The sequence below is a fragment of the Mesorhizobium sp. WSM1497 genome (assembly GCF_001672455.2).
Taxonomy (GTDB): domain Bacteria; phylum Pseudomonadota; class Alphaproteobacteria; order Rhizobiales; family Rhizobiaceae; genus Mesorhizobium; species Mesorhizobium ciceri.
This window is the reverse complement of record NZ_CP021070.1, coordinates 3034599-3059944: the sequence shown is the minus strand read 5'-3', so window position 1 is coordinate 3059944 and position 25346 is coordinate 3034599. Positions and strand designations below refer to the sequence as shown.

The 25346-nt window shown below is 63.5% G+C and carries 24 protein-coding genes; 6 read left to right on the top strand and 18 right to left on the bottom strand.

Annotated features, from left to right (window positions below):
- Window positions 1–59 precede the first annotated feature (59 nt).
- Window positions 60–257: a hypothetical protein gene (locus tag A9K65_RS14710; protein ID WP_013530509.1), complete on the bottom strand. Its 198-nt coding sequence runs from the start codon at window positions 255–257 to the stop codon at window positions 60–62.
- Between the two features lie 120 nt (window positions 258–377).
- Window positions 378–611, bottom strand: coding sequence for a hypothetical protein (locus A9K65_RS14705; RefSeq protein ID WP_013530508.1), 234 nt, complete (start codon window positions 609–611; stop codon window positions 378–380).
- 201 nt (window positions 612–812) lie between these two features.
- On the opposite strand from A9K65_RS14705, the gene A9K65_RS14700 reads away from it, so the two are divergent.
- Window positions 813–1802 carry a Gfo/Idh/MocA family oxidoreductase gene (locus tag A9K65_RS14700; RefSeq protein ID WP_064992523.1) on the top strand — a complete coding sequence of 330 codons (990 nt, stop codon included), beginning with the start codon at window positions 813–815 and terminating at the stop codon, window positions 1800–1802.
- Window positions 1803–1850: 48 nt separating this feature from the next.
- On the opposite strand, the gene A9K65_RS14695 is transcribed toward A9K65_RS14700, so the two are convergent.
- On the bottom strand, window positions 1851–2126 hold the full coding sequence (locus A9K65_RS14695; RefSeq protein ID WP_024503933.1) for a hypothetical protein: 276 nt from the start codon (window positions 2124–2126) through the stop codon (window positions 1851–1853).
- 143 nt (window positions 2127–2269) lie between these two features.
- Between A9K65_RS14695 and A9K65_RS14690 the strand changes: the two genes are divergently transcribed.
- The gene (locus A9K65_RS14690; RefSeq protein WP_064992524.1) at window positions 2270–4294 is read left to right on the top strand and encodes an amidase; all 2025 of its coding nucleotides are present in this window, start codon (window positions 2270–2272) and stop codon (window positions 4292–4294) included.
- Between the two features lie 10 nt (window positions 4295–4304).
- On the opposite strand, the gene A9K65_RS14685 is transcribed toward A9K65_RS14690, so the two are convergent.
- The 9 genes from A9K65_RS14685 to A9K65_RS14645 form a co-directional block, all read right to left on the bottom strand.
- A complete protein-coding gene (locus A9K65_RS14685; RefSeq protein WP_063168681.1) occupies window positions 4305–4718 on the bottom strand; it encodes a hypothetical protein in 414 nt (137 codons plus the stop codon).
- Window positions 4719–4812: 94 nt separating this feature from the next.
- Complete coding sequence (locus A9K65_RS14680) at window positions 4813–5190, bottom strand: hypothetical protein (RefSeq protein WP_245322059.1); 378 nt, start codon at window positions 5188–5190, stop codon at window positions 4813–4815.
- Between the two features lie 26 nt (window positions 5191–5216).
- On the bottom strand, window positions 5217–5864 hold the full coding sequence (locus A9K65_RS14675) for a ThuA domain-containing protein (RefSeq protein WP_064992526.1): 648 nt from the start codon (window positions 5862–5864) through the stop codon (window positions 5217–5219).
- A 41-nt stretch (window positions 5865–5905) separates the two neighbouring features.
- Window positions 5906–6928 (bottom strand): LLM class flavin-dependent oxidoreductase, encoded by a 1023-nt coding sequence (locus A9K65_RS14670; RefSeq protein WP_064992527.1) that lies wholly within the window; start codon window positions 6926–6928, stop codon window positions 5906–5908.
- Window positions 6929–6996: 68 nt separating this feature from the next.
- Window positions 6997–7884, bottom strand: coding sequence for an ABC transporter permease (locus A9K65_RS14665; RefSeq protein WP_064992528.1), 888 nt, complete (start codon window positions 7882–7884; stop codon window positions 6997–6999).
- Entirely contained in the window at window positions 7881–8840 is a 960-nt protein-coding gene (locus A9K65_RS14660) for an ABC transporter permease (protein WP_064992529.1), read from the bottom strand. The genes A9K65_RS14665 and A9K65_RS14660 overlap by 4 nt, the downstream gene beginning before the upstream one ends.
- A 7-nt stretch (window positions 8841–8847) precedes the next feature.
- Window positions 8848–10485, bottom strand: a complete 1638-nt coding sequence (locus A9K65_RS14655) for an ABC transporter substrate-binding protein (RefSeq protein ID WP_024503938.1) — start codon at window positions 10483–10485, stop codon at window positions 8848–8850.
- Window positions 10486–10520: 35 nt separating this feature from the next.
- A complete protein-coding gene (locus A9K65_RS14650) occupies window positions 10521–11297 on the bottom strand; it encodes a DUF427 domain-containing protein (RefSeq protein ID WP_064992530.1) in 777 nt (258 codons plus the stop codon).
- A 14-nt stretch (window positions 11298–11311) separates the two neighbouring features.
- Window positions 11312–12670 carry an LLM class flavin-dependent oxidoreductase gene (locus A9K65_RS14645; protein ID WP_024503940.1) on the bottom strand — a complete coding sequence of 453 codons (1359 nt, stop codon included), beginning with the start codon at window positions 12668–12670 and terminating at the stop codon, window positions 11312–11314.
- 191 nt (window positions 12671–12861) lie between these two features.
- Here A9K65_RS14645 and A9K65_RS14640 point away from each other — a divergent pair, with 191 nt between their 5' ends.
- The 4 genes from A9K65_RS14640 (at window position 12862) to A9K65_RS14625 (ending at window position 19318) form a co-directional block, all read left to right on the top strand.
- On the top strand, window positions 12862–14670 hold the full coding sequence (locus tag A9K65_RS14640) for an ABC transporter ATP-binding protein (protein WP_064992531.1): 1809 nt from the start codon (window positions 12862–12864) through the stop codon (window positions 14668–14670).
- Window positions 14671–14834: 164 nt separating this feature from the next.
- Window positions 14835–15275, top strand: a complete 441-nt coding sequence (locus A9K65_RS14635; protein ID WP_245267540.1) for a hypothetical protein — start codon at window positions 14835–14837, stop codon at window positions 15273–15275.
- Between the two features lie 291 nt (window positions 15276–15566).
- Window positions 15567–17426, top strand: coding sequence for an ABC transporter ATP-binding protein (locus A9K65_RS14630; protein ID WP_064992532.1), 1860 nt, complete (start codon window positions 15567–15569; stop codon window positions 17424–17426).
- Complete coding sequence (locus tag A9K65_RS14625; protein ID WP_064992533.1) at window positions 17426–19318, top strand: ABC transporter ATP-binding protein; 1893 nt, start codon at window positions 17426–17428, stop codon at window positions 19316–19318. Before A9K65_RS14630 ends, A9K65_RS14625 begins: the two co-directional genes overlap by 1 nt.
- Window positions 19319–19344: 26 nt before the next feature.
- Here the strand turns inward: A9K65_RS14625 and A9K65_RS14620 are convergent, their stop codons facing one another.
- The 6 genes from A9K65_RS14620 to A9K65_RS14595 all read right to left on the bottom strand — a co-directional run bounded on the left by A9K65_RS14620 (window position 19345) and on the right by A9K65_RS14595 (window position 25334).
- Window positions 19345–20124, bottom strand: a complete 780-nt coding sequence (locus A9K65_RS14620; protein ID WP_064992534.1) for an ABC transporter ATP-binding protein — start codon at window positions 20122–20124, stop codon at window positions 19345–19347.
- A 10-nt stretch (window positions 20125–20134) separates the two neighbouring features.
- A complete protein-coding gene (locus A9K65_RS14615) occupies window positions 20135–20902 on the bottom strand; it encodes an ABC transporter permease (RefSeq protein ID WP_198327605.1) in 768 nt (255 codons plus the stop codon).
- Between the two features lie 109 nt (window positions 20903–21011).
- Window positions 21012–22022 (bottom strand): ABC transporter substrate-binding protein, encoded by a 1011-nt coding sequence (locus A9K65_RS14610; RefSeq protein WP_164745972.1) that lies wholly within the window; start codon window positions 22020–22022, stop codon window positions 21012–21014.
- Window positions 22023–22219: 197 nt separating this feature from the next.
- The gene (locus A9K65_RS14605) at window positions 22220–23518 is read right to left on the bottom strand and encodes a hypothetical protein (RefSeq protein WP_064992986.1); all 1299 of its coding nucleotides are present in this window, start codon (window positions 23516–23518) and stop codon (window positions 22220–22222) included.
- Window positions 23519–23547: 29 nt separating this feature from the next.
- Complete coding sequence (hutC, locus tag A9K65_RS14600) at window positions 23548–24279, bottom strand: histidine utilization repressor (RefSeq protein WP_064992985.1); 732 nt, start codon at window positions 24277–24279, stop codon at window positions 23548–23550.
- A gap of 32 nt (window positions 24280–24311) precedes the next feature.
- Window positions 24312–25334: a zinc-binding dehydrogenase gene (locus A9K65_RS14595; RefSeq protein WP_064992535.1), complete on the bottom strand. Its 1023-nt coding sequence runs from the start codon at window positions 25332–25334 to the stop codon at window positions 24312–24314.
- Window positions 25335–25346 lie beyond the last annotated feature (12 nt).

Genomic DNA, 25346 nt, shown 5'->3' with positions numbered 1-25346 from the left:
GAGGCTGCCGGCGATGAAAGCGCTGCCGGTGCATGCAGCGGCATCCCAGCCGGATATGTTCAGAAGTCGAGAGCGACCATCATGCCGCGGACTTCGGCCATTTCCAGCAGCAGGTCTTGGAGTCTTTCGTCCAGTGCGGCACCGGTCAGCGCCAGAAGCTCGGTGACGCTCTCTCTCATCGATATGACGGCGGCGCCTGTCTTCTCGGCGAGCAGCCGTCCGATGGCAGCTCGGATCAGGTCGTCCTGATCAGACATTGCTTCACCTCCCAACGCACTGCAACCTCCCCTTGCTTTCCATGCCTCACCGCCGCTTTCGACAACAGGGCGTGATTTCCCATACCGTATGATTTTTGATGCGACATCGGGCAGCTTTGCTCATGCCAGCAGATCGTCTCGATGAGCCCGCCAGTCGTTCAACACCGACAATGAGGGCAGCAGCGAAAAATGGCCGGGCTGGACCGTTTCAACCGCTGCAAGCAGTGCCAGCGGCACTTCGTGCCGATAAAGCCCAATGCACACGCCCCCTTTGGCCGTTGCCGGCAATTCCGTGACGGTGTCGAAAATCGAAAACGTACCCGTTGGCTCTTCCACGATTTCGAAACGCCCCACCCCAAACCTCCCTCTGCACAAAAGTAGCGACCAACGCGGACATCCCCCTAGTGGTTCCCTAGGCCGGCAGTTTTTTCGCGCCTTGGTTGTAGCGCATGCCGGCAGGACAGTCATGCCCGCAGGGCGCGCAATCAAAAATCGCTATACACATTTTGAATCTTGACGCGTGTCAATTTTTTATAAACATGCGCAAATTCCGGCATGGGCGTGTACGACGTGTCGCCCAGCCTGGTGGCGCTGTGCACCTCGCAAGATTCGACGGCAAGAACCTTCGAGACGGCCGAGGCGCTAATAGCGTCACCCGACATCGACGCGGTGTTCGTGCTGTCATCCGACGACACCCACAGCCGCTTCGTGCACGCGGCGATTGCCGCCAACAAGCACATCCTGCTGGAAAAGCCCGCCTGTCTGACGGTGCGCGAGATCGACGATCTGCTGGCGCTGATGCCGGACTACGACAAGACCCTGTTCGTCGGCTATATGCGCCGCTACGCGCCGGCATATCTGGCCGCCAGGGACGAGCTGCCGGCCTTCGCCGACATCACCCATGTCCGCATCTTCGACCTGATCTCGGAGGGCCGGCATTTCCTCAAGAAGAGCCAGAACGTCCTCTATCCCAACGACATAGACCCGGCCCTGCTGGCGCGTGGCGCCAAGGAGCGCGACGCGCTGATCCGCGAAGTCGTCGGTGCCGACGCGCCGGCCGACCTGGTGCGCGCCTATCGCGGGCTGACGGCGCTTTCCTCGCACCACATTTCAGCGATGCGCGGGCTGATCGGCGAGCCGGCGCGCGTGCTGGCCGCGCACCGCACCAATGGCGGCGCCAACACATCGGTCACCTTCGACTACGGCCATTTCGCTTGTCTCTACGACGCGGTGGTCGACGATCTCGGCCTGTTCGACGCAATGATCGAGGTGCGCTCCAACACCAGGCGCGTGCGCATCATCTACGACACGCCCTACATCCGCAGCCTGCCGACGCGGCTGGAGGTCACCGATGCCGGCCCGCTCGGCCCGGTGACGAAGGCCTTCGGCCCTCTCTACGGCGATGCTTTCTCGAATGAACTCGAGATTTTCCACCGCCACATCACCGAAGGAACAAAGCCGCTGACCGACCTCGCCGATTCCCGCCGCGACCTGGCGCTGATGGCCGAAATCATCGAGCGTATGAAGGAGAGCGGCCAGCGTTGAGGCGCTCCCTACTGCCCTACTGCCCTACTGCCCTACTGCCCTACTGCCTTATTTCCCGCAGTGATGATCGTTGATCTTGTTCAATGCATTCGCGTCGGGTCCAACGCGATGGTAGGAGCACGCGCCAGCCGCCGTCGTCACCAACTGCTGATCGTAGTAGTGCGGGCCGCCGAACAGGATATCGATGAGATCGCCTTCGGCGGGAACGTAGCGTTCGGAGTGGACCCGGCGGTCGTAATGCCGGTCGCCAGCCAAGGCCGGGGCGCAAAGACTCGCGCCCGTAGCAACCGCGAGAGCTAGGATCGCAACGCATTTCGTGGTCATCGGCACACCCTTCTGGCCATTCCGGAATCGCACCATACATCCAAAACCGCCAGCCGGACAAAAGTTCCGAGAAGACCGCGATAGGCTCTTGCCGAAGCCTGCGGCCTCGCTCATCCATGGTGCGTGGAAATGTGGGATCCGTGATGACCGACGCCAGCCTTCACCTCGTCGAAGCGACGATCGACCAACTGCGCCGCGCGCTCGATGACGGCACCGTCACCAGCGTCGAACTGGTCGGGGCGTATCTCAGGCGCATCGCGCATTTCGACCGGCACGGCATCAGCCTCAATGCCGTCCCAGTGCTCAACCCTGACATGTTTGAGCAGGCGGCGGCCTCCGACCAGCGCCGCCGCAACGGCGCCGTGCTCGGACCGCTCGACGGCATCCCCTACACCGCCAAGGACAGCTACAAGGTTGCAGGCCTGACGGTGGCCGCCGGCTCGCCGGCCTTCGAGCATCTCATTGCCAATGAGGATGCCTTCACCATAGCCCGGCTGCGCGCCGGCGGCGCGGTGCTGATCGGGCTGACCAACATGCCGCCAATGGCCAATGGCGGCATGCAGCGCGGCGTCTATGGCCGCGCCGAAAGTCCGTACAATGGCGATTATCTCACCGCCGCCTTCGCATCGGGTTCGTCCAATGGCTCCGGCACGGCGACAGCGGCCAGCTTCTGCGCCTTCGGGCTTGGCGAGGAAACCTGGTCGTCCGGCCGCGCGCCGGCCACCAACAATGCGCTGGTCGCCTACACGCCGTCGCGCGGCGTCATTTCTGTGCGCGGCAACTGGCCCCTGGTGCCGACCATGGATGTCGTCGTGCCGCATACGCGCAGAGTGCCCGACATGCTCGAACTGCTCGATGTGATCGTCGCCGACGATCCCGAGGCGCGAGGCGATTTCTGGCGCGCGCAGCCCTGGGTCAAGCTGCCGAAAAGCTCCGATGTGCGGCCGCCCCGCTATACCGATCTCGCACTGGCGGGGTCGTTGAAAGGCAAGCGCCTGGGCGTGCCCAGAATGTATATCGGCCGCGACAGCGAGGCCGATGCGCCGATCGAAACCCGCGCCTCGGTGCTTGCCCTGTGGGAGCAGGCAGCGGCCGATCTCGCGCGGCTTGGCGCCGAGGTGATCGAGGTCGATTTCCCCGTCGTCTCCAACTACGAGCGCGACCGCCCCGGGGCGCGCACCATGGTCGAGCGCGGGCTGGTGCCGCAGGACTTCGCCGAGCGCGAACTCTGGGATCTCAGCATCTGGGGCTGGGACGACTTTTTGCGCGCCAATGCCGACCCGGCCGTGCCCGATCTCGTCTCCGTCGACGGCCCAAAGATCTTCCCGCAGCCGCCCGGCACGCTGCCCGACCGCTATGAGGGCGGCTTCGATCTGAGAGAATATGTGGAACGGGCGCGGTCCGGCGTCACGCCGTTCGCAGACATTCCAACGCTGGAAGACGGACTGAAGGGCCTCGAAGCAACAAGGCGGATCGATTTCGAGGCCTGGCTGGACGGCCAAGACATCGACGCCGTGGTGCTGCCCGCCGCCGCCGATGTCGGACCGGCCGATGCAGACATCGACGAGGCATCTGCCGCCCTTGCCTGGCGCAATGGCACCTGGGTCGCCAACGGCAATCTGGTCTGGCGCCATTTCGGCATCCCGACCGTCACCGTGCCGATGGGAACCATGGCCGATATCGGCATGCCGGTCGGCCTGACCTTCGCCGGTAAGGCCTATGACGACGAAAGGCTGCTGCGCATGGCCGGCGACTACGAACTGTCGACCCGGCGCCGCACCCTGCCCCCACGCACGCCGGAACTGACTGAAGATGTATTTTCCCGCCGGCCCACGCAAACCGGTAACGGCAAGGCACCTCCGCTCGTCATCGCGCTTGCCGCCGAGACGCGCACGACCGGCGATCAGGACGAGATCACCATCACCCTCGACCTGCCGATCGACGCCGAGGCGGAAAACGCCAGCGTCAAGGTGCATGTCAACGGCGAGCCTGTCGCCATGCAGCGAAGCGGAGCGCGCTGCTGTGGACAGGCATTGGTTCCGGCCGCAGAGCACCAGCGGTTCCACAGCGTCTGGCGTGGCTCGTATGGCTCGATCGTGACGGCTATTGTGCGGCTGGAGGATGGGCGCAGCGCCGGCGCCTATCTGGTTACGGGCGGGATTGGATGAACGCCAGCAGCTAGGAAGGCAGCGAAGTCAGCCATTCTTCCCAAAATTCCTGCTGCATATGGACGAAAACCGGAACCACGTCGACGCCATCATCAAATATGTCGACCAGATCGCTCTCTTGCGGAAATTGCCCCGTCTTCACCTTGCAGGCTATCAATCCGCGACTTTTCTCCATCACGGTATTTTCCGGATAAACATTGGCGCTTGCTCCGTAACAGAAGGGTAGCAGGCCATCGACTTCGAGTGCCTGACGGATTTGGAACAGAGCCTCGAAAAAGTCTTCCTCTTCTGCCTCGATCACCTTGTCCCGATAACTGCATTTCAGATTGCAGGCAGCGCCGTTCACGTGCAGCGTGAACACGGCTTGCTCGTCGTCACCAACGGAACCTGCTCCGATCAGAAAAACAGTACGCTGATGGTCCATCTCATCCCCCTCGCCATGTGACGGGATGGTAGTACGACAACGGCCGCTTTCCAGCATGGCAGGGATTGGGACGCGGCCGCACTCCCTGCCGTCGTCATCCGCTGGCCAGGCGTCCCGCCGCAAAGGCAAGGTCCCGCCGAATGACATCCCGCTTGTCTTGCGACAGACCGGCAAGCAGCTTTTCATCGAGGCAGCCTGCTCGGATGAGATGAGTGAAGACATAAAGGAGCTGCGAATAGCGGTAGTCGAACGTCCGATCGATATCCCGCCGCTGTTCACGCAAATAGGCTTCCAGCTCCCACATCTGGGAGGGAACCGTCACCGCACTGGCCTTGCTCTTGAATTCGGCCATCGTCTTTGCGAGGGCCGCCTCAAGAGCCTTATCGAAGGCGTGGCGGGCGAGCTTCTTTTCGGAAGCGGACCAACTGAAATCGTTCATTGGATATCTCCGTAGATGTCCTGTGAATTCCATCAGATTTTCACGAACTTCGCCTGCTTCTACCCCCGCGCCGCCCAAAGCAAACCCCGCTCCACCATCAGCGCCATTTCCGGCACCGCGAACTCATCCGCCGTGTGACCAAGGGAACTGTAGAAAACCTTCCCCGCCCCATAGCGCCGTTTCCAGACGACCGGCATGACAACGCCGCCTATCCCCGGAAAATGCGCGTCGGTGAAGGTGGTGGTCGCCAGCACCTCATTGCTTGGGTCGACATGCATGTAATATTGCTCCGACCGGTAGGCGAAATCGCTGATGCCTTTTGTGATCGGATCGTCCGGCCGGGTGATCGCGACGTGATAGTCGATGATGTTGCCGGGATGCGCCACCCATTGGCCGCCGGTCATGAACTGATAGTCGGGCTCGTTGCGAAAACTGTCCCCCATCGTCCCGTGGAAACCGCCGAGCCCGCTTCCCCCGCGAACCGCAAGCGTCAGGTTCTGCAACTCGGCCTTTTCGATCGTCGACATCGTGATGACGGGCACGATGAGATCGAAGGAAGCAAGCTCCGGACCAGCGAACATCGCCGTGCCCTCACCCAGCGTGACGTCGAAGCCGTTTCGCTCAAGCAAAGTGCGAACGATCTTCGCGCTCTGCTCCGGCGTATGGCCCTCCCAGCCGCCCCAGGCGATCAAGGCCTTCTTTGGCATTGTGTACCTCCCTGGAAAACTCGGCCCTGATCGATCCGGCGTCAGCGCCAGCCCAGCGCTGGAGCGACATGGGTCAGGATCGCCTCGATGACATGCGCGTTGTAGTCGACGCCGAGCTGGTTCGGAACGGTGAGCAACAGCGTATCCGCCTCGGCGATCGCCTCGTCCTGCGCCAATTCCTTGATCAGCACATCCGGCTCGGCCGCGTAGCTGCGCCCGAAAATCGCCTTGGTGTTCTCCTCGATGAAGCCGATCTGGTCGCGGCTCTCATTGCCGCGGCCGAAATAAGCACGGTCGCGATCGTCGACCAGCGCGAAGATGCTGCGGCTGACCGAGACGCGCGGCTCGCGCTTGTGGCCGGCTGCCTTCCAGGCCTCGCGATAGATGCGGATCTGCTCGGCCTGCTGGATGTGGAACGGCTTGCCGCTCTCGTCGAATTTGAGCGTCGAACTCTGCAGGTTCATGCCGAGCCTGGCCGCCCATTCCGAGGTGGCGTTGGTGGCCGCGCCCCACCAGATCCGCTCGTGCAAACCCTCCGAATGCGGCTCGAGGCGCAAGAGGCCGGGCGGATTGGGGAACATCGGCCGCGGATTGGGTTGGGCGAACCCCTCGCCCCGCAGCGTCTCGAGGAAGACCTCGGCATGATGCCGCGCCATGTCGGCGTCGCTTTTGCCTTCCGGCGGCGCGTAGCCGAAATGGCGCCAGCCATCGATCACCTGCTCGGGCGAGCCACGGCTGATGCCGAGCTGCAGGCGCCCGCCGGCGATGATGTCGGCAGCACCGGCATCCTCGGCCATGTAGAGCGGATTCTCATAGCGCATGTCGATGACGGCGGTGCCGATCTCGATACGGCTGGTCCTGGCGCCGACCGCCGCCAGCAGCGGGAACGGCGACGCGAGCTGGCGGGCGAAGTGATGCACGCGAAAATACGCGCCGTCCGCGCCCAGTTGCTCGGCGGCGACGGCGAGGTCGATGGATTGCAAAAGCGCGTCCGAAGCCGAGCGCACTTGCGATTGCGACGAGGGCGTCCAGTGCCCGAACGACAGGAAACCGATTTTCTTCATAGTCATGCGATATAAGGATGCGCGTCAGGCTTCAATGCAAAAGAGATTTTTGGCGCCCGGATCAAGGCTCATGCATCGCTATTCTCGAAGGCGCCAATGCCTTGTGCGATCAGGTTGGTCGCCATCACCAGCGAGACGATTGCCCCGGAATTGAAGACGACGACCCACCATTTTCCGCCGGTCAGGAAGCCATAGCCGTCGGCGACGGCCAGTCCCCAGTCGGCCGATGGCGGCTGGATGCCGAGGCCGAGAAAGCTCAGCGTCGCGATCGAGAAGAACGCGTAGCCCAGCCTTGTGACGAGCTCGATGAGGATCGTTTCCCTGATGTTGGGCAGTATCTCCAGGAACATGATGGCGAGCGCGCCCTCGCCGCCGAGGCGCGCGGCGCTGACATAGTCGCGCTGCTTCTGCTCACGCGCGGCGGCGCGAACGGTGCGCGCCACCAGCGGCGCGTAGGCGATGCCGATCACCAGGATGACGGTCAGGTTCGACGGGCCGATCGCCACCAGCGTCATGGTGACGAGAACGATGAACGGAAACGCCATCAGCGTATCGAGCAGCCGCGCGCCGATGGCATCGGTGAGGCCCTCGAAATAGCCGAGCACCAGGCCGATGATGCTGCCGGCGGCAACCCCGGCCAGCGTCGCCAGCGGCGCAACCAGCAGGATGTCGCGCGAACCGACGATGATGCGGGACAGCACATCGCGGCCGAGCTGATCGGTCCCGAACCAGTGCAGCGCATCGGGCGGCGTCAGCGTCGCCAGGAAATCCTCGGCATAGGGATCGTAGGGAACGAAGAGGTTGCCTGCTATGGCGCAAGCGACCCAGAACAAAAGCAGCAGCAATCCGACCACGACCGACGGCGGCAATCCGGCGAAAGCACTGCGAATCCGGCGCATTGTCGAAAAGCCCGCCACGGCGCGCTGCGGTGCGGGAAACTCGGCCAGATCCGTCATGGCGAGGTCCGGCGGCGTTGCCGCGGATCGAGCAGCGCCAGCAAGAGGTCGCCGGCCGCCGCCGACAGCACGAAGATGGCCGCCATCACCAATACGCCTGCCTCCAGCATCGGGAAATCACGGGCCTTGGCCGCGTTCAGGACCAGATTGCCAAGTCCCTGGATGCCGAACAACGCCTCGATCACCACCAGCCCACCCAGCATGTATCCGGTCTGCGTCGCCAGCACCGCGACGGTCGGCGTCAGCGCATTGCGCAGCACGTGCCGAAAGATGATCTCGCGCCGCTCGAGCCCTTTCAGGACGGCGGTGCGCGTGTAATCGGCGGCGATCGCCTCGATCACGCCTGCTCGCGTCATCCGGGCGATATAGCCGGAAAGGTTCAGCACCAGCGGCAGCGCCGGCAGGATCAGATAATAGCCATGCGTCCAGAAGCCCGCGCCATCGGGCGCAACGCCGGAGATCGGGAACCAGTTCAGCCACAGGCCGAAAACGATGAGCAGCATCAGGCCGGAAACGAAATCAGGCACAATGCCGAAGGAGACGCCCGCCATCACGATCAGCCGGTCGATGAGGCGGCCGGCATTGAGACCGGCGATGACGCCGGCACCAACGCCGAGCGGAACGAGGAAGAGCAAAATAATCCCGGCAAGCGCCGCGGAGCGCTTGAGGCTTTCCAGCACGAACGGCGCCACCGGCCCGCGCATCGACAGCGAGGTGCCGAAGTCACCGGTGACCGCTTTGCTGAACCAGAGCCAATACTGGACGAGAACCGGCTGGTCGGCGCCTACCCGCTTGTTCAGTTCCGCCACCGCTTGCGCGTCGGCAAAAGGCCCGAGCATGACACGGCCGACATCGCCGGGCAGGACCTGCCCGGCGAAGAACACCAGAATGCTGACCAGCCACAGCGTGAGGACAAGTGTGCCCACACGCGCTGACAGAATGCGACCGGTCAGCATGTCGCGATCATGCCTGGACGAAGGAAACGCGGTCGAGCAGGAGATGCGAAATCGCGGTGAAGCGCACGCCCTCGACCTTGGAGCTGACGATGCGGCTGTATTGCGAGAAGTAGCTGATGATCGCCGGCGTCTCGTCGAGCAGCAAGGTCTGGATCTTGCGGGCAACAAGGCGCTGTGCCTGCAGGTCGCGCGCCTTCGAGTAGTCAAGCAGCAGCGCGTCATAGGCCGGGTTGTTGAAATGTGCCGCGTTCCAGGCTCCCGAACTCTTTAGCGTGGCGTTGAGGAAGATGTCGGGCGTGCCGCGGTGGCCATAGTCGGTGATGCCGAGCACCGAATCCAGCCATGGCGAACTGCCGAACGTCGCCGAGCCGTAATAGGCGTCCTGCGGCAGGACATTGAGTTTGACGTCGATGCCGGCCTTCTTGGCGAAGTTCTGAATGATCACCGCATAGTCGGGAATGTCATAGGCGCGTTCGGTGGTCAGCGTCACCTCGAAGCCGTTGGGCACGCCCGCCTCGCCAAGCAGCCGCTTGGCCTCGGCAATGTCCTGCTTGCGCTGCGGCACCGATGGATCGGCCGAGGGGAAGATCGGCGCGAACGGCGTGTCGTTGCCGACGATGGCGCGGCCCTTGAGCAGGCCCTTGACCACAGCCTCTCGGTCGATCGTGAGCGCCAGCGCGCGGCGGATGCGCTTGTCGGTAAACGGCGCCTGGTCGGTCCTGAGATGCACCTGGTCGTGCGAGCTCGCCTGCACGCTCAGCAGCTTGAAGTTGGGATTGCCCTCGATCGCCAGCTCCAGCCGCGTCGTGCTCGGGATGACGTCGAGCTGGCCGGCCTGCAAAGCCAGCACCTGTGCCTGCTCGTCGTCGAAGAACTTGATCTCGATCCGGTCGGGCAGCGCCTTGTCGCCCCAGTAATTCTCATTGCGCACGAAGCTGGCGCCTTGCTTGGGGCGGAAGGATTCGAGCTTGAACGGACCGGTGCCGTTGAAAGTCTTCTCGAAATCACCGGCATAGTCGGCAGGCAGGATGACGGCATTGTAGACGTCGGAGGAGACATAGAACGGGAAGTTGCTGTTCGGACCGTCGAGATCGAAGGCGACGGTTTCGTCGTCGACCAGCTTGGCGCCGCCCTTGGACAGGATGCCCTTGTAGGCGGACAACGCCGACGAGCCGCTGGCCGGATCGACCAGCCGCTCGAAGCTCGCCACAACGTCTTTGGCGGTGACCGCGCGGCCATCGTGGAATTTTACCCCTTGCCGCAATTTGAAGGTCCAGCGGCTGGCCGTCTCGTTGGCCTCCCAGGACAGAGCCAGCTTCGGCTGCAGACCATCCTTCGGATCGTCGAGGATCAGATACTCGCCGACCTGGCTGATCACCCCGATGCTGGCCGGATCGGTGACCGAAACCGGATCGATCGCCTTGGTCGGCTGGCCGAGCCCGACGCGAACCGTGCCGCCGCCGGCAGCCGCGGCGCGCGCGCCCCCCAATCCCTGCGAGGCGGCAAAGCCGGTCAGGCCGAGCAGTGCGGCATATCTGAGGAGATCGCGGCGCTTGAGAAAGCCGCCCTGATGTTCGTCGACGGCGACATTCCAGATGTCCCCCGACAGATTGCGAACTGCGTCGATATCTCTGCGTCTGGTCATTTTGAAACCCCTGCTTTGAAATGAAGATTGAAAATCTATGCGACGGGCTCGCCGTCGAGATGGATGCGGTCGACGGCCTGCGGATAGAAGGCGATGAGGCCCTTGATCTTCGGCATTTCCTCAATGGGATCCCGGTAGCTCCAGGCGATATGAGGGCGCACCGAACCGTCGCTCAGCAGGCCGGACCAGTAAGAGGCGATGCCCTTGTAGGGACATCGCGTCGTGGTGACGGACGCCGTCAGCCGCTCCAGCCGGATGTCTTCCGCGGGCAGATAAAAACGCGTCGGCAGATGCGTCTCGAACAGCAGCACCGGGCGGTGGCTGTCGGCGATCGGCTCGCCGTCGAACCAGATCTGCAAATGGCTCGAGCTTTGCAGAACATCGATGCGTGCATAGGGATCGCGGGCGTGGACGAAGACTTCCTCTTCCTCCTCGAACCACTGGTCGACGGCCTTCCAGGTGAATGCAATGCGGCCGGCCAGCGGCGCCAGGTTTTCATCCGGCGGCGACACGAACGACCACGCCGCGTTGGCGCTGCGCCTGTCGCCGCTGTCGATATCCCAATAGGCGGTCTCGCCACCGACCGGATGCGGCTCGCGATGCAGCGAAGGTTTCAGCACCGATGGGTCGACCGCTGACGGCGGGAAGAAATAGATCGGCAGGAAATGGTTGGAGCGCAGCACCAGCACGTTGCGGCTGTCGGCGATGGTGCGGCCGCCGAATTTGACGCGCACACGCTTGGGGCTGTGCAGGACATTGACGAGCTGCGGCGCGGTCGCTTCGCGTGGCTGCAATCTTGGTGCGACGGTCATGATCGTTCTTCCGGTCAGGACACGGCACGCGCATTGTCGCGCTGCTCGGCGAAGCGGTTGGCGGGCCGCGCCAGGCCGAAACGGTCGCGCAGCGTTCCCGGCCCGTATTCGGTCGGGAAGACGCCGCGCCGCTGCAGCTCCGGCACCACCTGTTCGGCAAAATTCACCCAGTCTTCTGGCAGCAGCGGGAACATCAGGTTGAAGCCGTCAGCGGCACCCGAAACGAACCAGTCCTGCAACTGGTCCGCGATCTGTACCGGCGTGCCGGCAACCGTCGGCACCGAACCGCTGTTGGCGAGCTTGCGAGCGATCTCGCGCAGGCTGAGATTCTGCTTCGCCCACTGCTTGACCCGGTTGAGCGATGTGCGCCCGCCATTGAACGTGCTTTCGTCCGGCAGCGGCGGCAGCGGCCCGTCCGGCGGGAACAGCGACAGGTCCAACCCGCTCCAGCTCGACAGAAGGTCGATGCCGACCTGATCCGGCAGCAAGGTCTGCAGGTATTCCTGCTTTTCCCGACCTTCCGCTTCGGAGGCGGCGACGATCGGCAGGATGCCGGGCAGGATCTTGAAGCTCTCCGGCCGCCTGCCGTGGCGGGCCAGCCGCTCGTTGATGTCCTGACGGTATTTGATGCCATCCTCCTTGGTGCTGTAGATGGCGAAGTGCGCATCGGCCTGGGCGGTGGCGAAGTTCTTGCCATCTTCGGACGAGCCGGCCTGGACGATTAGCGGATGGCCTTGCGGCGGCCGCGAGACGTTGAGCGGCCCACGCACCTTGAAGTGCTTGCCCTTGTGATCGATAGGATGGACCTTGTCGGGGTCGGCGAAATGGCCTGACGCCTTGTCGATCAGCAGCGCCTCGTCTTCCCAGCTGTCCCACAGCGCCTTGACGATATCGAGGAATTCGGCCGCGCGCTCATAGCGGAAAGCATGTTCGATATTGCCGTCGCGGCCGAAATTGCGCGCCTCCTCATCCATGGCCGAGGTGACGACGTTCCACGACGCCCTGCCCTTGCTGATATGGTCGAGCGAGGCGAACATGCGCGCCACATTGTACGGCTCGCTGTAGGAACTCGACGCCGTGGTGATCAGGCCGATATGCTTGGTCACGCTAGCCAGCGCCGATAGCAGCGTCAGCGGTTCGAGGCGGGCATTGGCGTAATGGGCGACGCCGCTCTTGACTGAATCCCAGATCGACACGTGGTCGGCGACGAAGATGGTGTCGATCCTGGCGCGTTCGGCCGCCTGCACGAGATCGCGGTAGAATTCGAAATCCAGTACCTCCCGCCCCGGCGCCCTCGGGTGGCGCCACGACATCCGATGATCGCCCTGCGGGTTGAAGAAGAATGCGCTGAGGATCATGTGGTCTCGAGCCATGCCGGGCCTCCTTCCAGATCTGCTCCGGAGACCGTCGCGCTGCCTCGGCAGACGGCGACAATCTCTGCTGATGCGAGAAAGGTAGATTGCGCTCCGGCTTAATTCGAGTAATTTTATAAAGATAATGTATTGCGAAAGCGGAAGCGATTGCCCTCGATGGCGGCGCTGGAAGAAAGTGGTTTCAAGTCCCCATGTCCTCCTCGGTTCTGAACGTAGACCAGCTGTCCGTGGCCTATGACGGGCGCAAGGGATCGCATCCCGCCGTCAGCGGCGTGTCACTGCACATCGGCGAAGGCGAAGCGCTCGGCCTGGTTGGCGAGTCGGGATCGGGCAAAAGCTCGGTGGCGCTCGCCATATTGCGCTATCTGCCGAAAAACGCCCGCATCACTGCGTCGGCGCTGGAATTCCAGGGCCGCGAAATCCGCGACCTTTCCGCCGAGCAACTGCGCCGGCTCAGGGGAAATCATATCGCCGCCGTCTACCAGCATCCCGGTGCTGCCCTCAATCCAAGCATGACGATCGGCCGCCAGATCACCGAGACGGTCATGCGGCATCGCCCGGTTCGCCTCGAAGAGGCGCGCGGGCGCGCCGCCGAACTGCTCGGCCGCGTCCGGGTCAGCCATCCGGAGCGGGTGCTGGATCTCTATCCGCACGAACTCTCCGGCGGCATGCAGCAGCGCGCCAACATCGCCATTGCCATTGCGCTCGACCCGTCGCTGCTGGTGCTGGATGAGCCGACGACGGCGCTCGACGCCAGCGTCCAGTCCGAGATCATCGCCATCCTCTCCGACTTACGCAAGGATCACAAAACCAGCATCCTGCTGATCAGCCACGACATCAATATGATCCGCCGCTCCTGCGACCGGGTGGCGGTGATGCAGGCGGGAACCGTGGTCGAAAGCGGCGTTGCGAGCGATGTCTTCGACAACCCCTCTCACGCCTACACCAAGGCGCTCATCGCCTCGATCCCGGCGCTCAACTACACCAAGCGGGACGGAAGACTGGCGGAGACGGACGGCGTGCCAGCGCACCCAACAGCCCAAGGCGAAGACGCCGGCCTGCCAAAAGAACGCGGCATCGCGATCGCCTGCAAAGGCATCAGTCATGCCTTCGGCAGCCAGCCAGTGCTGCACCACGTCGATCTCGACATCGGCCAGGGCGAGACCTTCGGGCTGATCGGCGAGTCCGGTTCTGGCAAGTCGACCCTGGCACGGATCGTCACCGGCCTGCAGACGCCAAGCGCCGGATCGGTCGAACTGTTCGGCAGGACGGTCGCGCCGCGCGTCGAGAAGAGAAACCTTGCTGAACGCCGCGACGTGCAGATGGTCTTCCAGTCGCCGGATCGCACGCTCAATCCGCGCCAGCGGATCGGCACGATCCTCGGCCGCCCGCTGCGCAGGCTCGCCGGCCTGCGCCGCAGCGAAGTGAGAGCCCGCGTCGGCGACCTGCTGCAATCGGTTCGCCTCGCCGGCGCCACGGCCGAGCAGAAGTCGCGTTCGCTGTCCGGCGGCCAGCGGCAGCGGGCGGCAATCGCGCGCGCCTTCGCCGGCGTGCCGAAGGTCGTCGTGCTCGATGAACCGACCTCCGCGCTCGACGTCTCCGTCCAGGCGACCGTTCTCAACCTGCTCAACGACCTGCAGCGCGACAAGGACACGACCTATCTGTTCATCAGCCACGACCTCAGGGTGGTGCGCTACATGGCCGACAGGATCGGCGTGCTCTATCGCGGACGCCTGGTCGAAACCGGCTCCTCCGACCAGATTTTTCGCGGCCCCAACCACCCCTATACGGCCCTGCTTTTGGCTGCGTCCTCCGACGAAGCTGCGCCGAGACTATCCGCTCCAATCGAGATCGAGGCAGCCGGCGTCCCGAATACGGGGTGCTCCTTCGCCGACCGCTGCCCGCTGGTCCTGCCCGACTGCCGAAAGGCGGAGCCGCCGGCCCGAGAGACCGCGGCAGGGCATCTGATCGCCTGCTGGCGGCACGGCAAGGGTGTCTGAGCGCCCGAAGGTCCGCAGCAGTGGCAGGGTTTTAGCGGCAAGCAGATCGTCGATGTCTGGAACCTCTCCGACGGCTGCTGCGGAGTTCCTGCCGCCGTGGGCCGCTTCCTCGCATACAAGTACATTCATTTGTGCTAATATATAACTGTCATGCACATTCGTTCGTGACGAAGACGTGGGAGGATGCAATGAAAACCATGAATCGCAGGTCTGCAATTGCTCTCGGTGTGACGGCTGCCGCGATAACGCCTCTGTTCACCCTGGCGGCATCAGCGAAGAAATACGGCCCGAAGGAAGGCAAGGAGATTGCGCCCGGTGTCAGGGTGGTTGAGGTCAGCACCGGCAACTCCGACATTCCCGCCTACAAGAGCATCGCAATTGTCGACGTGGTATTTCAGCCCGGCGCACACGCGCCTCAGATGGTGATGGACAACGATATGGTCTGCACCATTGCTTCAGGTGCGTTCACGATCAAGAAGGCCGACAAGGAATTCAAGCTCAAGACGGGTGACATGTACACCTGCGCCAAAGGCAAGACCGACGAGGCGACAAATACAAGCAAGGAGGTCGGCGTGCATCGGATCGCCGTCCTGATACCTGCCTAGCAAACCGGATTCCGGCCGGATGGAAGGTCGCATGCCGTCCGGCCGGCGCTTGCGTACAGCCGGGCGCTGGCCTCGTCCGGCCAACGCCCTTCGGCAAGATCGGCAGGATTCCGCCGCTGGTGCCAGCCGGGTCACAGCCGCATGTTCGCTTTCCTTCAGGCACAGTGCGATGCCGGCATTGGCTCTTGAAGGGCCAAGCCAGACCCGCGTAACATAGCGCCAAGTCAACCGCTCACATTGAGTCTGCTTTATTAGTCCGGACTAACGTCCGGATTGGTTTGGATATTTTCCTTGAACACGCAAGCAACCAGCAGCGCGCCGGAGCGCGGCAAATCGTTTGCTCACGTTGCGGAAGCGTCCTGGGGCAAGGGCCTCAGCACCTTGCTTCGCATCGTGCGCATGACACTGCGCCATCCCTGGCAGGTCGCCATCACCATCGTCTCGACCTTCATTGCCGCGACGCTGCAGCTTTTCATTCCACGCCTGCTGGGACGCGCCATCGACCAGGCGCAAGGTGTGATGGCCGCGGGTGCCGGAGCTGCGGCGGAACAGGCGCTGTGGAACACGGCGCTGACGCTGCTCGTCGTCTCGATCCTGCGCGGCCTCTTCACCATGGCGCAGAACTACTATGGCGAGGCCGTAGGCCACCGCACCGGCTATGAACTGCGCCTGGCTTTCTACGAGAAGATCCAGCGCCTGAGCTTCGCCTACCACGACAGGGTCCACACCGGCGATTTGATCACGCTCGGCCTGCTCGATCTCGACGGCGTGCGCATGTTCTTTTCAACCGGCATCCTGCGCGTCGTCCTGCTCGGCGTGCTGATCGGCGTCGGCGCCTATCTCCTGATCAGCACCGATCTCATGCTCGGGCTGCTCAGCCTGAGCTTCGTGCCGTTCGTTGCCTGGCGGTCCTCGGTCACCCAGCTCAAACTGCGCAGCACCTGGCTGACGTTGCAGGAGCGGCTGTCTGTGCTGAGCCGGGTGATGGATGAGAACCTCGGCGGCATCCGCGTCGTGCGGGCCTTTGCGGCACAGCGGCATGAGCTGGAAAAATTCGACCGCGCCAAGCTGTCGGCGCTGGAGCTTGCCAATCAGCGCGTCGACATCCGCGTTTCGAACACCAGCGCCATGAATTTTTCCTTCCTCGCCGCCATGGGGCTGGTGCTCTGGTTCGGCGGCCAGAAGGTGATCGCGGGTCAGATCAGCGTCGGCACGCTGGCCCAGTTCCTCACCTTCATGACCATCCTGCAGATGCCGGTGCGTCAGCTCGGGCTGATGGTCAATTCCTTCGCGCGCGCCTCGACCTGCGGCAGCCGGCTATTCGAACTGCTCGACGCCGAACTCGACATCGAGGACGCGCCCGGCGCCAAGGATCTCGTCGTCACCGATGGCGTGCTGCGCTTCGACAATGTCGGCTTCCGCTACGAGGGCGCGGGCGACCGGCCGACTCTGTCGGGCATCTCCTTCGAGGCGAGGTCCGGCGAGACCATCGGCATCGTCGGCCCGCCAGGCAGCGGCAAGTCGACCATCGCGCACCTGATCCCGCGCTTCTACGACGTCACCTCAGGCGCGATAACCATCGACGGCCAGGACATCCGCAAGGTGGCGCTGCAATCGTTGCGCAAGGCGGTCGGCGTCGTGCAGCAGGACGCGTTCCTGTTCACCACCTCGATCGAGAACAACATCGCCTACGGCAATCCCTGGGCGCGCGAGACCCGCATCGGGCAGGCAGCCGAGTACGCCCAATTGCACAATTACATCATGGGCCTCCCAGCCGGTTACACCACAGTCGTCGGCGAGCGCGGCGCGTCGCTTTCCGGTGGCCAGCGGCAGCGCCTGACCATCGCCCGCAGCCTGATGCTGCGGCCGTCCGTGCTGGTCTTCGATGATTCCACCGCGGCCATCGACGCCGGCACCGAACAGCGTATCCGGGCAGCGATGAAACGCTTCGCCAAAGACCGCGTGACGCTCATCATCTCGCACCGGCTGAGTTCGCTGATGCATGCCGACCAGATCCTGTTCGTCGAGGGCGGCCGGATCGTCGAGCGCGGCACGCATGAGGAGTTGCTGGCGCTCGGTGGACGCTACCGCGCGCTCCATGACCTGCAGTTGCGGCCGGACGATGAGCGGCCCGTGGCGGGAGCCGCGTGATGCAGACACCGGCCGACGACGAGAAGGAAGACACCAGCGGGCCACCGACAAAGGCGGTCGTGGGCTCGCACCGCGACGACGAAGAGGTCTTCGGCAAAGCTTATGACCCGCGCATCGTGCGGCGTATCTGGAGCTTCGTGAGGCCTTATCAGAACCGGATTTTCATCTCAGTCGCCGCGGTGCTGGTGTTCACGCTGACGCAACTGGCGATCCCGCTGGTCATCCGCTACGCCATCGACCACGGCATGACGGCTGGCAAGCTCGACCAATCGGTGATGATCGCCGCGATCAGCGCTTTCGCCGTGATCATCCTGATCAACTATGCCGCCAGCTATGTGCAGGAAAGCGTCGTCGGCAAGGTGGCCGAAAACGTGCTGTCGGACCTGCGCCGCGCCATGTTCAGCCATCTGCAACGGGTCTCGCTGAGCTTCATGGACAAGACCGAGGTCGGGCGGCTGATGTCGCGCCTGCAGGGCGACGTCAATTCGATGCAGGAATTCCTCGAAACATCGGTGATGTCGGTAGGCGACATCGTGCTGTTGTTCGGCATTGTCAGCGTGCTTTTGTGGCTCGATTTCCGACTGGGCCTGCTGACGCTGTCGACCATGCCGGTGCTGTTCATCGTGCGCCTTTTCTGGCTGCCGCGCGCCAAGGTCGCCTTCATGGCCGCGCACGAAACCAACTCGATCGCCAACGGCGCACTGGCCGAAGGCATCCATGGCGTGCGCACGGTGCAGAGCCTCGAGCGCCAGCACGTCAATTTCGACCTCTACGACGAAAAGGTGCTGGCCAACCTCAATGCCCATTTGAGGTCGGCGAAATACGCGCAGGTAATGGTGCCGATCGTCGACACGCTGACCGGCATCGCCATGGCAACTGTCATCGTCGTCGGCGGGTCTATGGTGCTCTCGCACAGCCTCGACATCGGCGTCATGGTGGCGTTCCTGTTCTACATCCAGCGCTTCTTCGACCCGATCCGCTCGCTGACCATGCAATACAGCGTCATGCAGCGAGCCATGGCTTCGGGCCAGCGCATCTCCGAAGTGCTCGACGTGCCGGTCGACGTCAGCGACAGGCACGGTGCCGTGGCGCTGTCGCGCGACATGGACGGCTCGGTCGAGTTCAGGAACGTCACTTTCGGCTATAGGCCGAACCAGCCGGTGCTGAAGAACATCTCCTTCCGCGTCAACCCGGGCGAGACCGTAGCCCTTGTCGGCCCGACCGGGTCGGGCAAGTCGAGCTCGATGGCGCTGGTGCACCGCTTCTACGATGTCTGGTCGGGTGAGGTTCTGGTCGGCGGCCATGATGTGCGTGACCTGACCCAGGATTCGCTCGGCGATCAGGTGGCGATGGTGCTGCAGGAGCCGTTCCTGTTCTCCGGCTCGGTGCTGGAAAACATCCGCTACCACAAGACATCAGCCAGCCGCGAGGAGGTGGTCCGCGCCGCACAAGCCGTCGGCGCGCACGATTTCATCGAGAACCTGCCAGATGGCTACGATACCGAACTCGAGCAGCGCGGCGGCAATCTCTCGCTGGGCCAGCGCCAGCTGATCAGCTTCGCGCGCGCGCTGGTGGCGGATGCAAAGATCCTGGTGCTCGACGAAGCCACGGCCAGCATCGATTCCTACACCGAGATGCTGATCCAGAAGGCGCTGATCACGCTGCTGGAAGGCCGCACCGGGCTGGTCATCGCCCACCGTCTGGCCACTATCCGCGGCGCCGACCGCATCATCGTGCTGCAGAACGGCGAGATCGTCGAAAGCGGCAACCACGAACAGCTGATGGCAAGAAAAGGCCTCTACGCCCGCCTCTACAACATGAACTACGCCTCGTTCGACGACATTTCCGAAGGCGAGCTGGAACTGGACGCGGCAGTCGGCAAGGCGACGTGATTGGGCCTGCAAACGACCGCAGGCGCCTAGGCCATTTCCGGGCGTTTTGAACCCTCGCGGATGGCCTTGTGCACGCCGCGTTGCAGATCCATGAATGCAGGGCTTTCCATCACCTCTTCGCGGCGCGGGCGCTCGATATCCACGTTGAATGTCTGCGTGATACGTCCCGGGCCGATGCCCATGACGACGATGCGGTCCGACAGATAGACGGCCTCCTCCACATCATGGGTGACAAACAGGACGGTCAACCTGTGTTCCTCCCAGATCTGGGTCAGCAGTTCCTGCATCTGATGCCGGGTCAAGGCATCGAGCGCGCCGAAGGGCTCGTCCATCAACAGCATCTTGGGCCGGTAGGAAAGCGCGCGCGCAATGGCGACGCGTTGTTTCATGCCGCCCGAGAGTTCGGCCGGATAGCGGTCCGCACTACCAGACAGCTTGACGAGTTCGAGATGCTCCAGCGCGATCCTGCGGCAGGTCGGGCGATCGTAGCCAGCGGCCTTGAGGGCAAACTCGATGTTCTGCCGCGCCGTCAGCCAGGGAAGCAGCGTGTAGGACTGAAAGACGACGCCACGGTCGAGACCAGGCTGCAGGATCGGCGCGCCATCGATGCTGAGATCGCCCGCGTCGAAGTCCTGCAGTCCGGCCACGATCGACAGCAGCGTGCTCTTGCCGCAACCCGACGTGCCGACCAGGGAGACGAACTCGTTGTCGGCAAGATCGAGGTTGATACCGCGCAGCACTTCCGTGCGCCGCTCGCCCGTGCCGAAGCTCTTGTGGAGACCGGCGATCCGCAATTTGGGGCTCATCGGCTGGACCTCATTGCGAGCGGCCCTCTTGCTTGAACAGCACCTTTTCCAGCGCCTTCATCACCTGGTCGGTGATGAGGCCAAGCAGGCCGAGCAGCAGGATGTAGCCGATGATGGTGTTGGTCTGGAAATAGCGCTGCGACACGGTGATGCGATAACCGAGCCCCGAAGTGGCGGCGACGAGTTCGGCCAGCACCAGCCAGGTCCATGCCCAGCCCAAGCTGATGCGCAGCGTATCCCAGATCCCGGGCAAGGCGCTGGGCACGACGATGCGCGTCAGAATCTTGCGGTCCGGCAGGCCGAGCGTGCGCCCAAGACCGATGAAATCGGCGGGAACGCGTTTCACATTGTCCATGATCATCAGCACCTGCTGGAAGAAGGTGCCGATGAAGATGATCAGGAATTTCTGCGTATCGCCGGTGCCCGCCCACAGGATGGAGAGCGGCACGAAGGCGACGACCGGCATGTAGCGGATGAAATCCACCAGCGGCTCGATGGCCGCTTCCCAGGAGCGGAAACTGCCGATCAGCACACCGATCGGTATCGACAGCGCCGAGGCGATGAGGAAGCCGATGGAAATACGGTACATCGAGGCTTTGAGGTCCAGCCACAACGTGCCATCGGCCACGAGCTTGGCGATCTGCGTCGCGACGCTGCCCGGCGACGGCAGGAAGATCGGCTTTACCAACCCCAGTCCGGTCGCCGCCCACCAGGCAAGGCCGAGCCCGACGAACACGGCCACCGCGATCACCAGGAAGCGCGACTTGGCGATGGGCACGCCGATGCCGGAGGATCGGCGACGCCTCGCCTGTTTCGTGGGACGAGCCGGATCCGTTTGAGCGGGACGCTCCCCGGGCATCTGCGTCACCACCGCGATCCGGCCTTGGTCATTCCGCCGCCTTGACGAATGACGGGTCGATCATCTGCTCCGGCGTCACATCGGCCTGCAGCAGCTTGGCGTTCTTGGCGGCGGCTTCGACATCGGCGAAGGTCTTGGTGGTGAAATCACCGGTCAGCGCCGCCTTGTTTTCGGCGAGTGAGTAGTAACGCACGCCGTCAAAGGCGGTGTTGAGGTCCTTGACGTCCGAACCGACAGCCTTGGCGATGATGGCGCGCCCACCGGGCGTATCGGCATTGTAGTCCTTGAGCGCTGCGTCCCAGCTCTTGATCATGGCCAGCACTTGGCCGGGCCGCGATTTGATCACCTCGTCACGCACCACCAGCACGTCGCTGATCAGGCCGGGATCCTCGCCGGCGGTGAACAGCAGCTTGAGGTCCTTGTTCTGCGCCATGGCGACGGTGAGGTACGGTTCATAGGTCACCGCGACCGGCACCTGGCCGGCGATCAAGGCGCTGCCGGCGTCGGACGCAGGCATCGGAACCGGTTTCACATCGTCGATCGACATGCCGTTCCTGGTGAGCGCGTATTTGAGCAGGATGTCGCTCGTCGTGCCTTCCTCGAAGGCCACCTGCTTGCCCTTGAGGTCCGCGATGGAGGTGACGTCCTTGCCAGCGATGATCGCGTCGGCGGTCATGGAGACGTCGAGCAGCAGCACGATCTTCACCGGCAGGCCGGCCGCAACCATGCCCATCGCCGTGTGGGTGGCGATGTTGGCGGCGTCGAGCTGGCCGCTTGCAAGTGCTGCATTGATGTCCTTGTCCTCGGCGAAGTTGACGATCTGGACGTCGCTCAGCCCGTTCGTCTTGAACAGGCCCTTGGCCTCGGCGACATGCCACTGGCCATAGCCGAGCCAGGGCTCGATGCCGATCTTGAACGCTCCTGCCTCGGGCGTGGTGGGAATGGCCGCATCGGCCGCGTAGGCCGCCGGGGCGGCGGCGAGCCCGATGGCGGCGGCCATCACGAGCGCGCGAAATTGTCCTGTTAGGTTACGCATCATCCTTGTTCCCCTTGATGATCGGACCGCTTTTTCTGACTGAGGTAGCCAGTCCGGTGAGACTGCGGGTTTCTGCTCTTGCGGCACTGTGCCTCGGCGTCTTACCTGCCACTTCATGGTGAAGTGCGCGGATATTTCAGCGTCAGCGGGAGCGGATGTCAAGGCTAAAATACATACATGCATATACAAGTTGGAAAGACTCAATTTTTACGCTCTCCGGGATCGATCCGGTCTAGAAAATCGGTCACCCGATCGGTTCCGGCAACAGGTTCGCTGCCGACCATGACCGCCACCGAAAAGGCAATAAGGGAAGAAACCGGCGTGTGGCTGCGCACGCCGGTGCGCAGGTTCATGACCAGCGTCGGCGACAGGAAGAGACCGGCCCGGAGCACCGCGCGCCAATCGGCCGGCAGCATGCCGCGCCGTTTGAGCTCAAGCAGCAATGGCCGCCACAGCGCTGTGGCCTTGACCTCCAGCAGGTCGCGGCGGACGGGGCTCAGGTCCCAGTCCGTGTCGACATGGAGCAGGTTTCCTTCCAGCCGCGCATGGGCGCGAAAAGCCTCGGTCGCGGTCGCCGGATCATAGAGCCAGAACGGGTGGGCGAAGATGTTGTGGAACGTCGCCTTCACCTCCGCCAGCAGCGTGGGGATATGCGAGCCGGCAAAGGCGGGATCGAAGAAGGACAGCTCCGCCCTCCCCGCCTTCGCCGTGTACCAGACATTGGCGTTGTGGGCGTCACCATGCGCGACCACGCCGCCTGCATCGGCAAGCCGGTCCGGCCGCAAGCGCACTGCGGCGGCATCGAAAAGCTCACCGACGCTGTCGGTGTACTGCTCGCCATTGATGACGAATTTCAGCCGGGAAAACCGATCCCAATCCAGCTCGGCACCGGGAAAGACGAACGGCTTGCCGACATAGAAATCGGCCAGCCGGCCGCCTGGCGGCAAGCGCGTATCGGCATCGATCAGCCGCTCATGAAACAGCCTGTGGATCGGTTCCGCCGCCACGTCCTCGACGGTTACCGGATGCAGCGTTTCGAGATAGACCTTGAGCAGCCTGGCCGACAGATCGCGCTCGGCAAGAACGGCTTCTCGCCGTTTGCCGGCATCGTCCTGCGCATCCAGCGCGAACAGCACATCCGAAAACCTCGGATCCGTGCGCCGCCGATAGACAAGGATCTGCTCGCCCGGTTGGGCCGACATATGCACGGGTTGGTCGACCGGCAGGCCGGCGCGCGACAGAATCTCGGCGCGGTAATACTCGCCCGTCATCGCCTCTTCCCGCTCCTCCTGATGGAACTTGAAGAAGTAGGGCTTGCCGTCGTCCTCGAAGAAGCCGTTCAACGAATTGAGGCTGTATTTGTCGAAGTTGATGCGGACATTGCGGGGGCGCATCGCGAACAGGTCGCCCAGCAATGCCGCCAGCGCGCTTTGTGCTTCGGCAACATCATGCTGCGCGAGTGCCCGGATCCGCGCCGTGCGGCTCGGCGCCGGCGTCATCTGTCGCTCTTGCATTCGACCTGCTTCCGTCAGCTGCTTTTTGAAGGGGAATAGCGGCTGCCGAGCGAGTAGCGGCTGCCGGCATAAGTCAGCTTGCTGATCGTCGCCACCACCGCGCCCGTCCATGTCCGGCGGTGCAGGAAAAGGCAGCAGGCGCCGACATCGATGCCCAGATGCCGCGCCGTCTGGGCATCCGCCGGGATGGCGGAAATGATATGCTCGACCTCGGTCACCGGGGTTTTCTGCATGAGGTAGTCATAGGTCGCCGTCTTCGAAAAATCCTGCTTGTCATAGTCGGGGATGAGGCTCGGATTGACAAAGCGCTCTTCGAGCTGCACCGGCAGATCGTTCTCGAAATTGACGACGACGGAATGATAGATCGAGACGCGCTTTGGAAATTCGAACGACAGCGCCAGCTCTTTTGTCGGCATGATGGTTTCGAGGACGAGGACTTCGGAACGATGCCTGTTGCCGCGCTCGACGATCTCGGCTGCGATGTTGTTGATCTCGATCAGCGTCGATTGCGGCCGCGGTGGCGCGATGAAGGTTCCCACACCTTGCAGGCGGATCAGGAACCCCGCCGAGGTCAATTCTCTGAGCGCCCGGTGAACCGTCATCCGCGACACGCCGAGTGAAGCCACCAACTCGTTCTCCGACGGCAGCTTGCGATCTTTGCCCCACCGGCCCGTTCCGATGTTTGCCAGGATGTAGTCCTTCACCTTCTCGTAAAGAGGGCTGGCGGTGTCGGGCAAAGTGATCATTTCAAAAGTCCTTTCCGGCGATTCATCGGAAATCACGACTCGACAGGTTGCCGCATGCGAATGATTGTTTTCAAGCCGTCGCTGCGCCCCGCCAACAGCCGCTCATAGGCAGCCGGAATGTCATCCAGGCCGATCTCCTGGTCGATCAGCGCCAGCAGCGGTTCGCTCAATTCACCCAGCATCCGCACGGCCTCGGGCAGTTCGTCGGCAAAGGCATGGCATCCCAGCAACCCGATTTCGCGTTCGACCAGCGTATTGGGATCAATGTCGAGGCGGCCGTGGAAGATGCCGACCATGGCGATCGTACCGCCGGGATCGAGAACGCCGAGCAGCTGATTGAGCGCCGCGACGCTGCCGGTCGCCTCGATGGCCGCGAGCAGCGGGGCATTGGCAGTTGCGGCGGCAACGGCGTCCCGGCTCAGATCGACGATCCGGGCACCCGTCACCCGCGCCACCCGGGCGCAGCGGCTCTGGTTGCGGTCGGCGATCAGCACGGTGCCGGCGAAGGTCCGCGACAACAGCAGGGCGGCAAGACCGCCGATCGGTCCGCAACCGACGACCAGCACGGAGCCTGTCGTTTTCGGCAGGCGCCGCACCGCGTGCAGCGCCACCGCCAGCGGCTCGGCCATTGCCGCGACCCGCTCGTCGAGCCCGGCATCGATGATATGCAAAAGCCGTGCGGGCAGCACGGCCTGTTCGGCAAAACCGCCGTCGCAGACCTCTCCGACGAAGCCCAGTGACGCGCAGAGATGACGCCTGCCGGCTTGGCATTGCGCGCAGTCTCCGCACCAGAAGCGGGAATCGGCGACAACCCTGTCACCGATAGCGAAGGCGTCGACGCCCGCGCCGGTGGCGGTCACCGTGCCGGTGAGTTCATGGCCGGCCGTCGAAGGCGACCGGCTTATCCACTGTCCCGTGCGGAAATTGTGCAGGTCCGAACCGCAGATGCCGGCGGCATCGACCCTGAGCTTCACCCAGCCTGCATCCGGCGCGCCCGGCGTCGCGATGTCCTCGACGCGCAGATCGCCGGGCCCGTAAAGTCGTGCCGCCTTCATCGCGATCGGTTC

What these genes read in the sequence shown, in the direction of transcription:
- A9K65_RS14710 (WP_013530509.1), bottom strand. Translation starts at nt 257, where the DNA reads ATGTCTGATCAGGACGACCTGATCCGAGCTGCCATCGGACGGCTGCTC.
- A9K65_RS14700 (WP_064992523.1), top strand. Translation starts at nt 813, where the DNA reads ATGGGCGTGTACGACGTGTCGCCCAGCCTGGTGGCGCTGTGCACCTCG.
- A9K65_RS14695 (WP_024503933.1), bottom strand. Translation starts at nt 2,126, where the DNA reads ATGACCACGAAATGCGTTGCGATCCTAGCTCTCGCGGTTGCTACGGGC.
- A9K65_RS14690 (WP_064992524.1), top strand. Translation starts at nt 2,270, where the DNA reads ATGACCGACGCCAGCCTTCACCTCGTCGAAGCGACGATCGACCAACTG.
- A9K65_RS14685 (WP_063168681.1), bottom strand. Translation starts at nt 4,718, where the DNA reads ATGGACCATCAGCGTACTGTTTTTCTGATCGGAGCAGGTTCCGTTGGT.
- A9K65_RS14680 (WP_245322059.1), bottom strand. Translation starts at nt 5,190, where the DNA reads ATGGAATTCACAGGACATCTACGGAGATATCCAATGAACGATTTCAGT.
- A9K65_RS14675 (WP_064992526.1), bottom strand. Translation starts at nt 5,864, where the DNA reads ATGCCAAAGAAGGCCTTGATCGCCTGGGGCGGCTGGGAGGGCCATACG.
- A9K65_RS14670 (WP_064992527.1), bottom strand. Translation starts at nt 6,928, where the DNA reads ATGAAGAAAATCGGTTTCCTGTCGTTCGGGCACTGGACGCCCTCGTCG.
- A9K65_RS14665 (WP_064992528.1), bottom strand. Translation starts at nt 7,884, where the DNA reads ATGACGGATCTGGCCGAGTTTCCCGCACCGCAGCGCGCCGTGGCGGGC.
- A9K65_RS14660 (WP_064992529.1), bottom strand. Translation starts at nt 8,840, where the DNA reads ATGCTGACCGGTCGCATTCTGTCAGCGCGTGTGGGCACACTTGTCCTC.
- A9K65_RS14655 (WP_024503938.1), bottom strand. Translation starts at nt 10,485, where the DNA reads ATGACCAGACGCAGAGATATCGACGCAGTTCGCAATCTGTCGGGGGAC.
- A9K65_RS14650 (WP_064992530.1), bottom strand. Translation starts at nt 11,297, where the DNA reads ATGACCGTCGCACCAAGATTGCAGCCACGCGAAGCGACCGCGCCGCAG.
- A9K65_RS14645 (WP_024503940.1), bottom strand. Translation starts at nt 12,670, where the DNA reads ATGGCTCGAGACCACATGATCCTCAGCGCATTCTTCTTCAACCCGCAG.
- A9K65_RS14640 (WP_064992531.1), top strand. Translation starts at nt 12,862, where the DNA reads ATGTCCTCCTCGGTTCTGAACGTAGACCAGCTGTCCGTGGCCTATGAC.
- A9K65_RS14625 (WP_064992533.1), top strand. Translation starts at nt 17,426, where the DNA reads ATGCAGACACCGGCCGACGACGAGAAGGAAGACACCAGCGGGCCACCG.
- A9K65_RS14620 (WP_064992534.1), bottom strand. Translation starts at nt 20,124, where the DNA reads ATGAGCCCCAAATTGCGGATCGCCGGTCTCCACAAGAGCTTCGGCACG.
- A9K65_RS14610 (WP_164745972.1), bottom strand. Translation starts at nt 22,022, where the DNA reads ATGATGCGTAACCTAACAGGACAATTTCGCGCGCTCGTGATGGCCGCC.
- A9K65_RS14605 (WP_064992986.1), bottom strand. Translation starts at nt 23,518, where the DNA reads ATGACGCCGGCGCCGAGCCGCACGGCGCGGATCCGGGCACTCGCGCAG.
- hutC (WP_064992985.1), bottom strand. Translation starts at nt 24,279, where the DNA reads ATGATCACTTTGCCCGACACCGCCAGCCCTCTTTACGAGAAGGTGAAG.
- A9K65_RS14595 (WP_064992535.1), bottom strand. Translation starts at nt 25,334, where the DNA reads ATGAAGGCGGCACGACTTTACGGGCCCGGCGATCTGCGCGTCGAGGAC.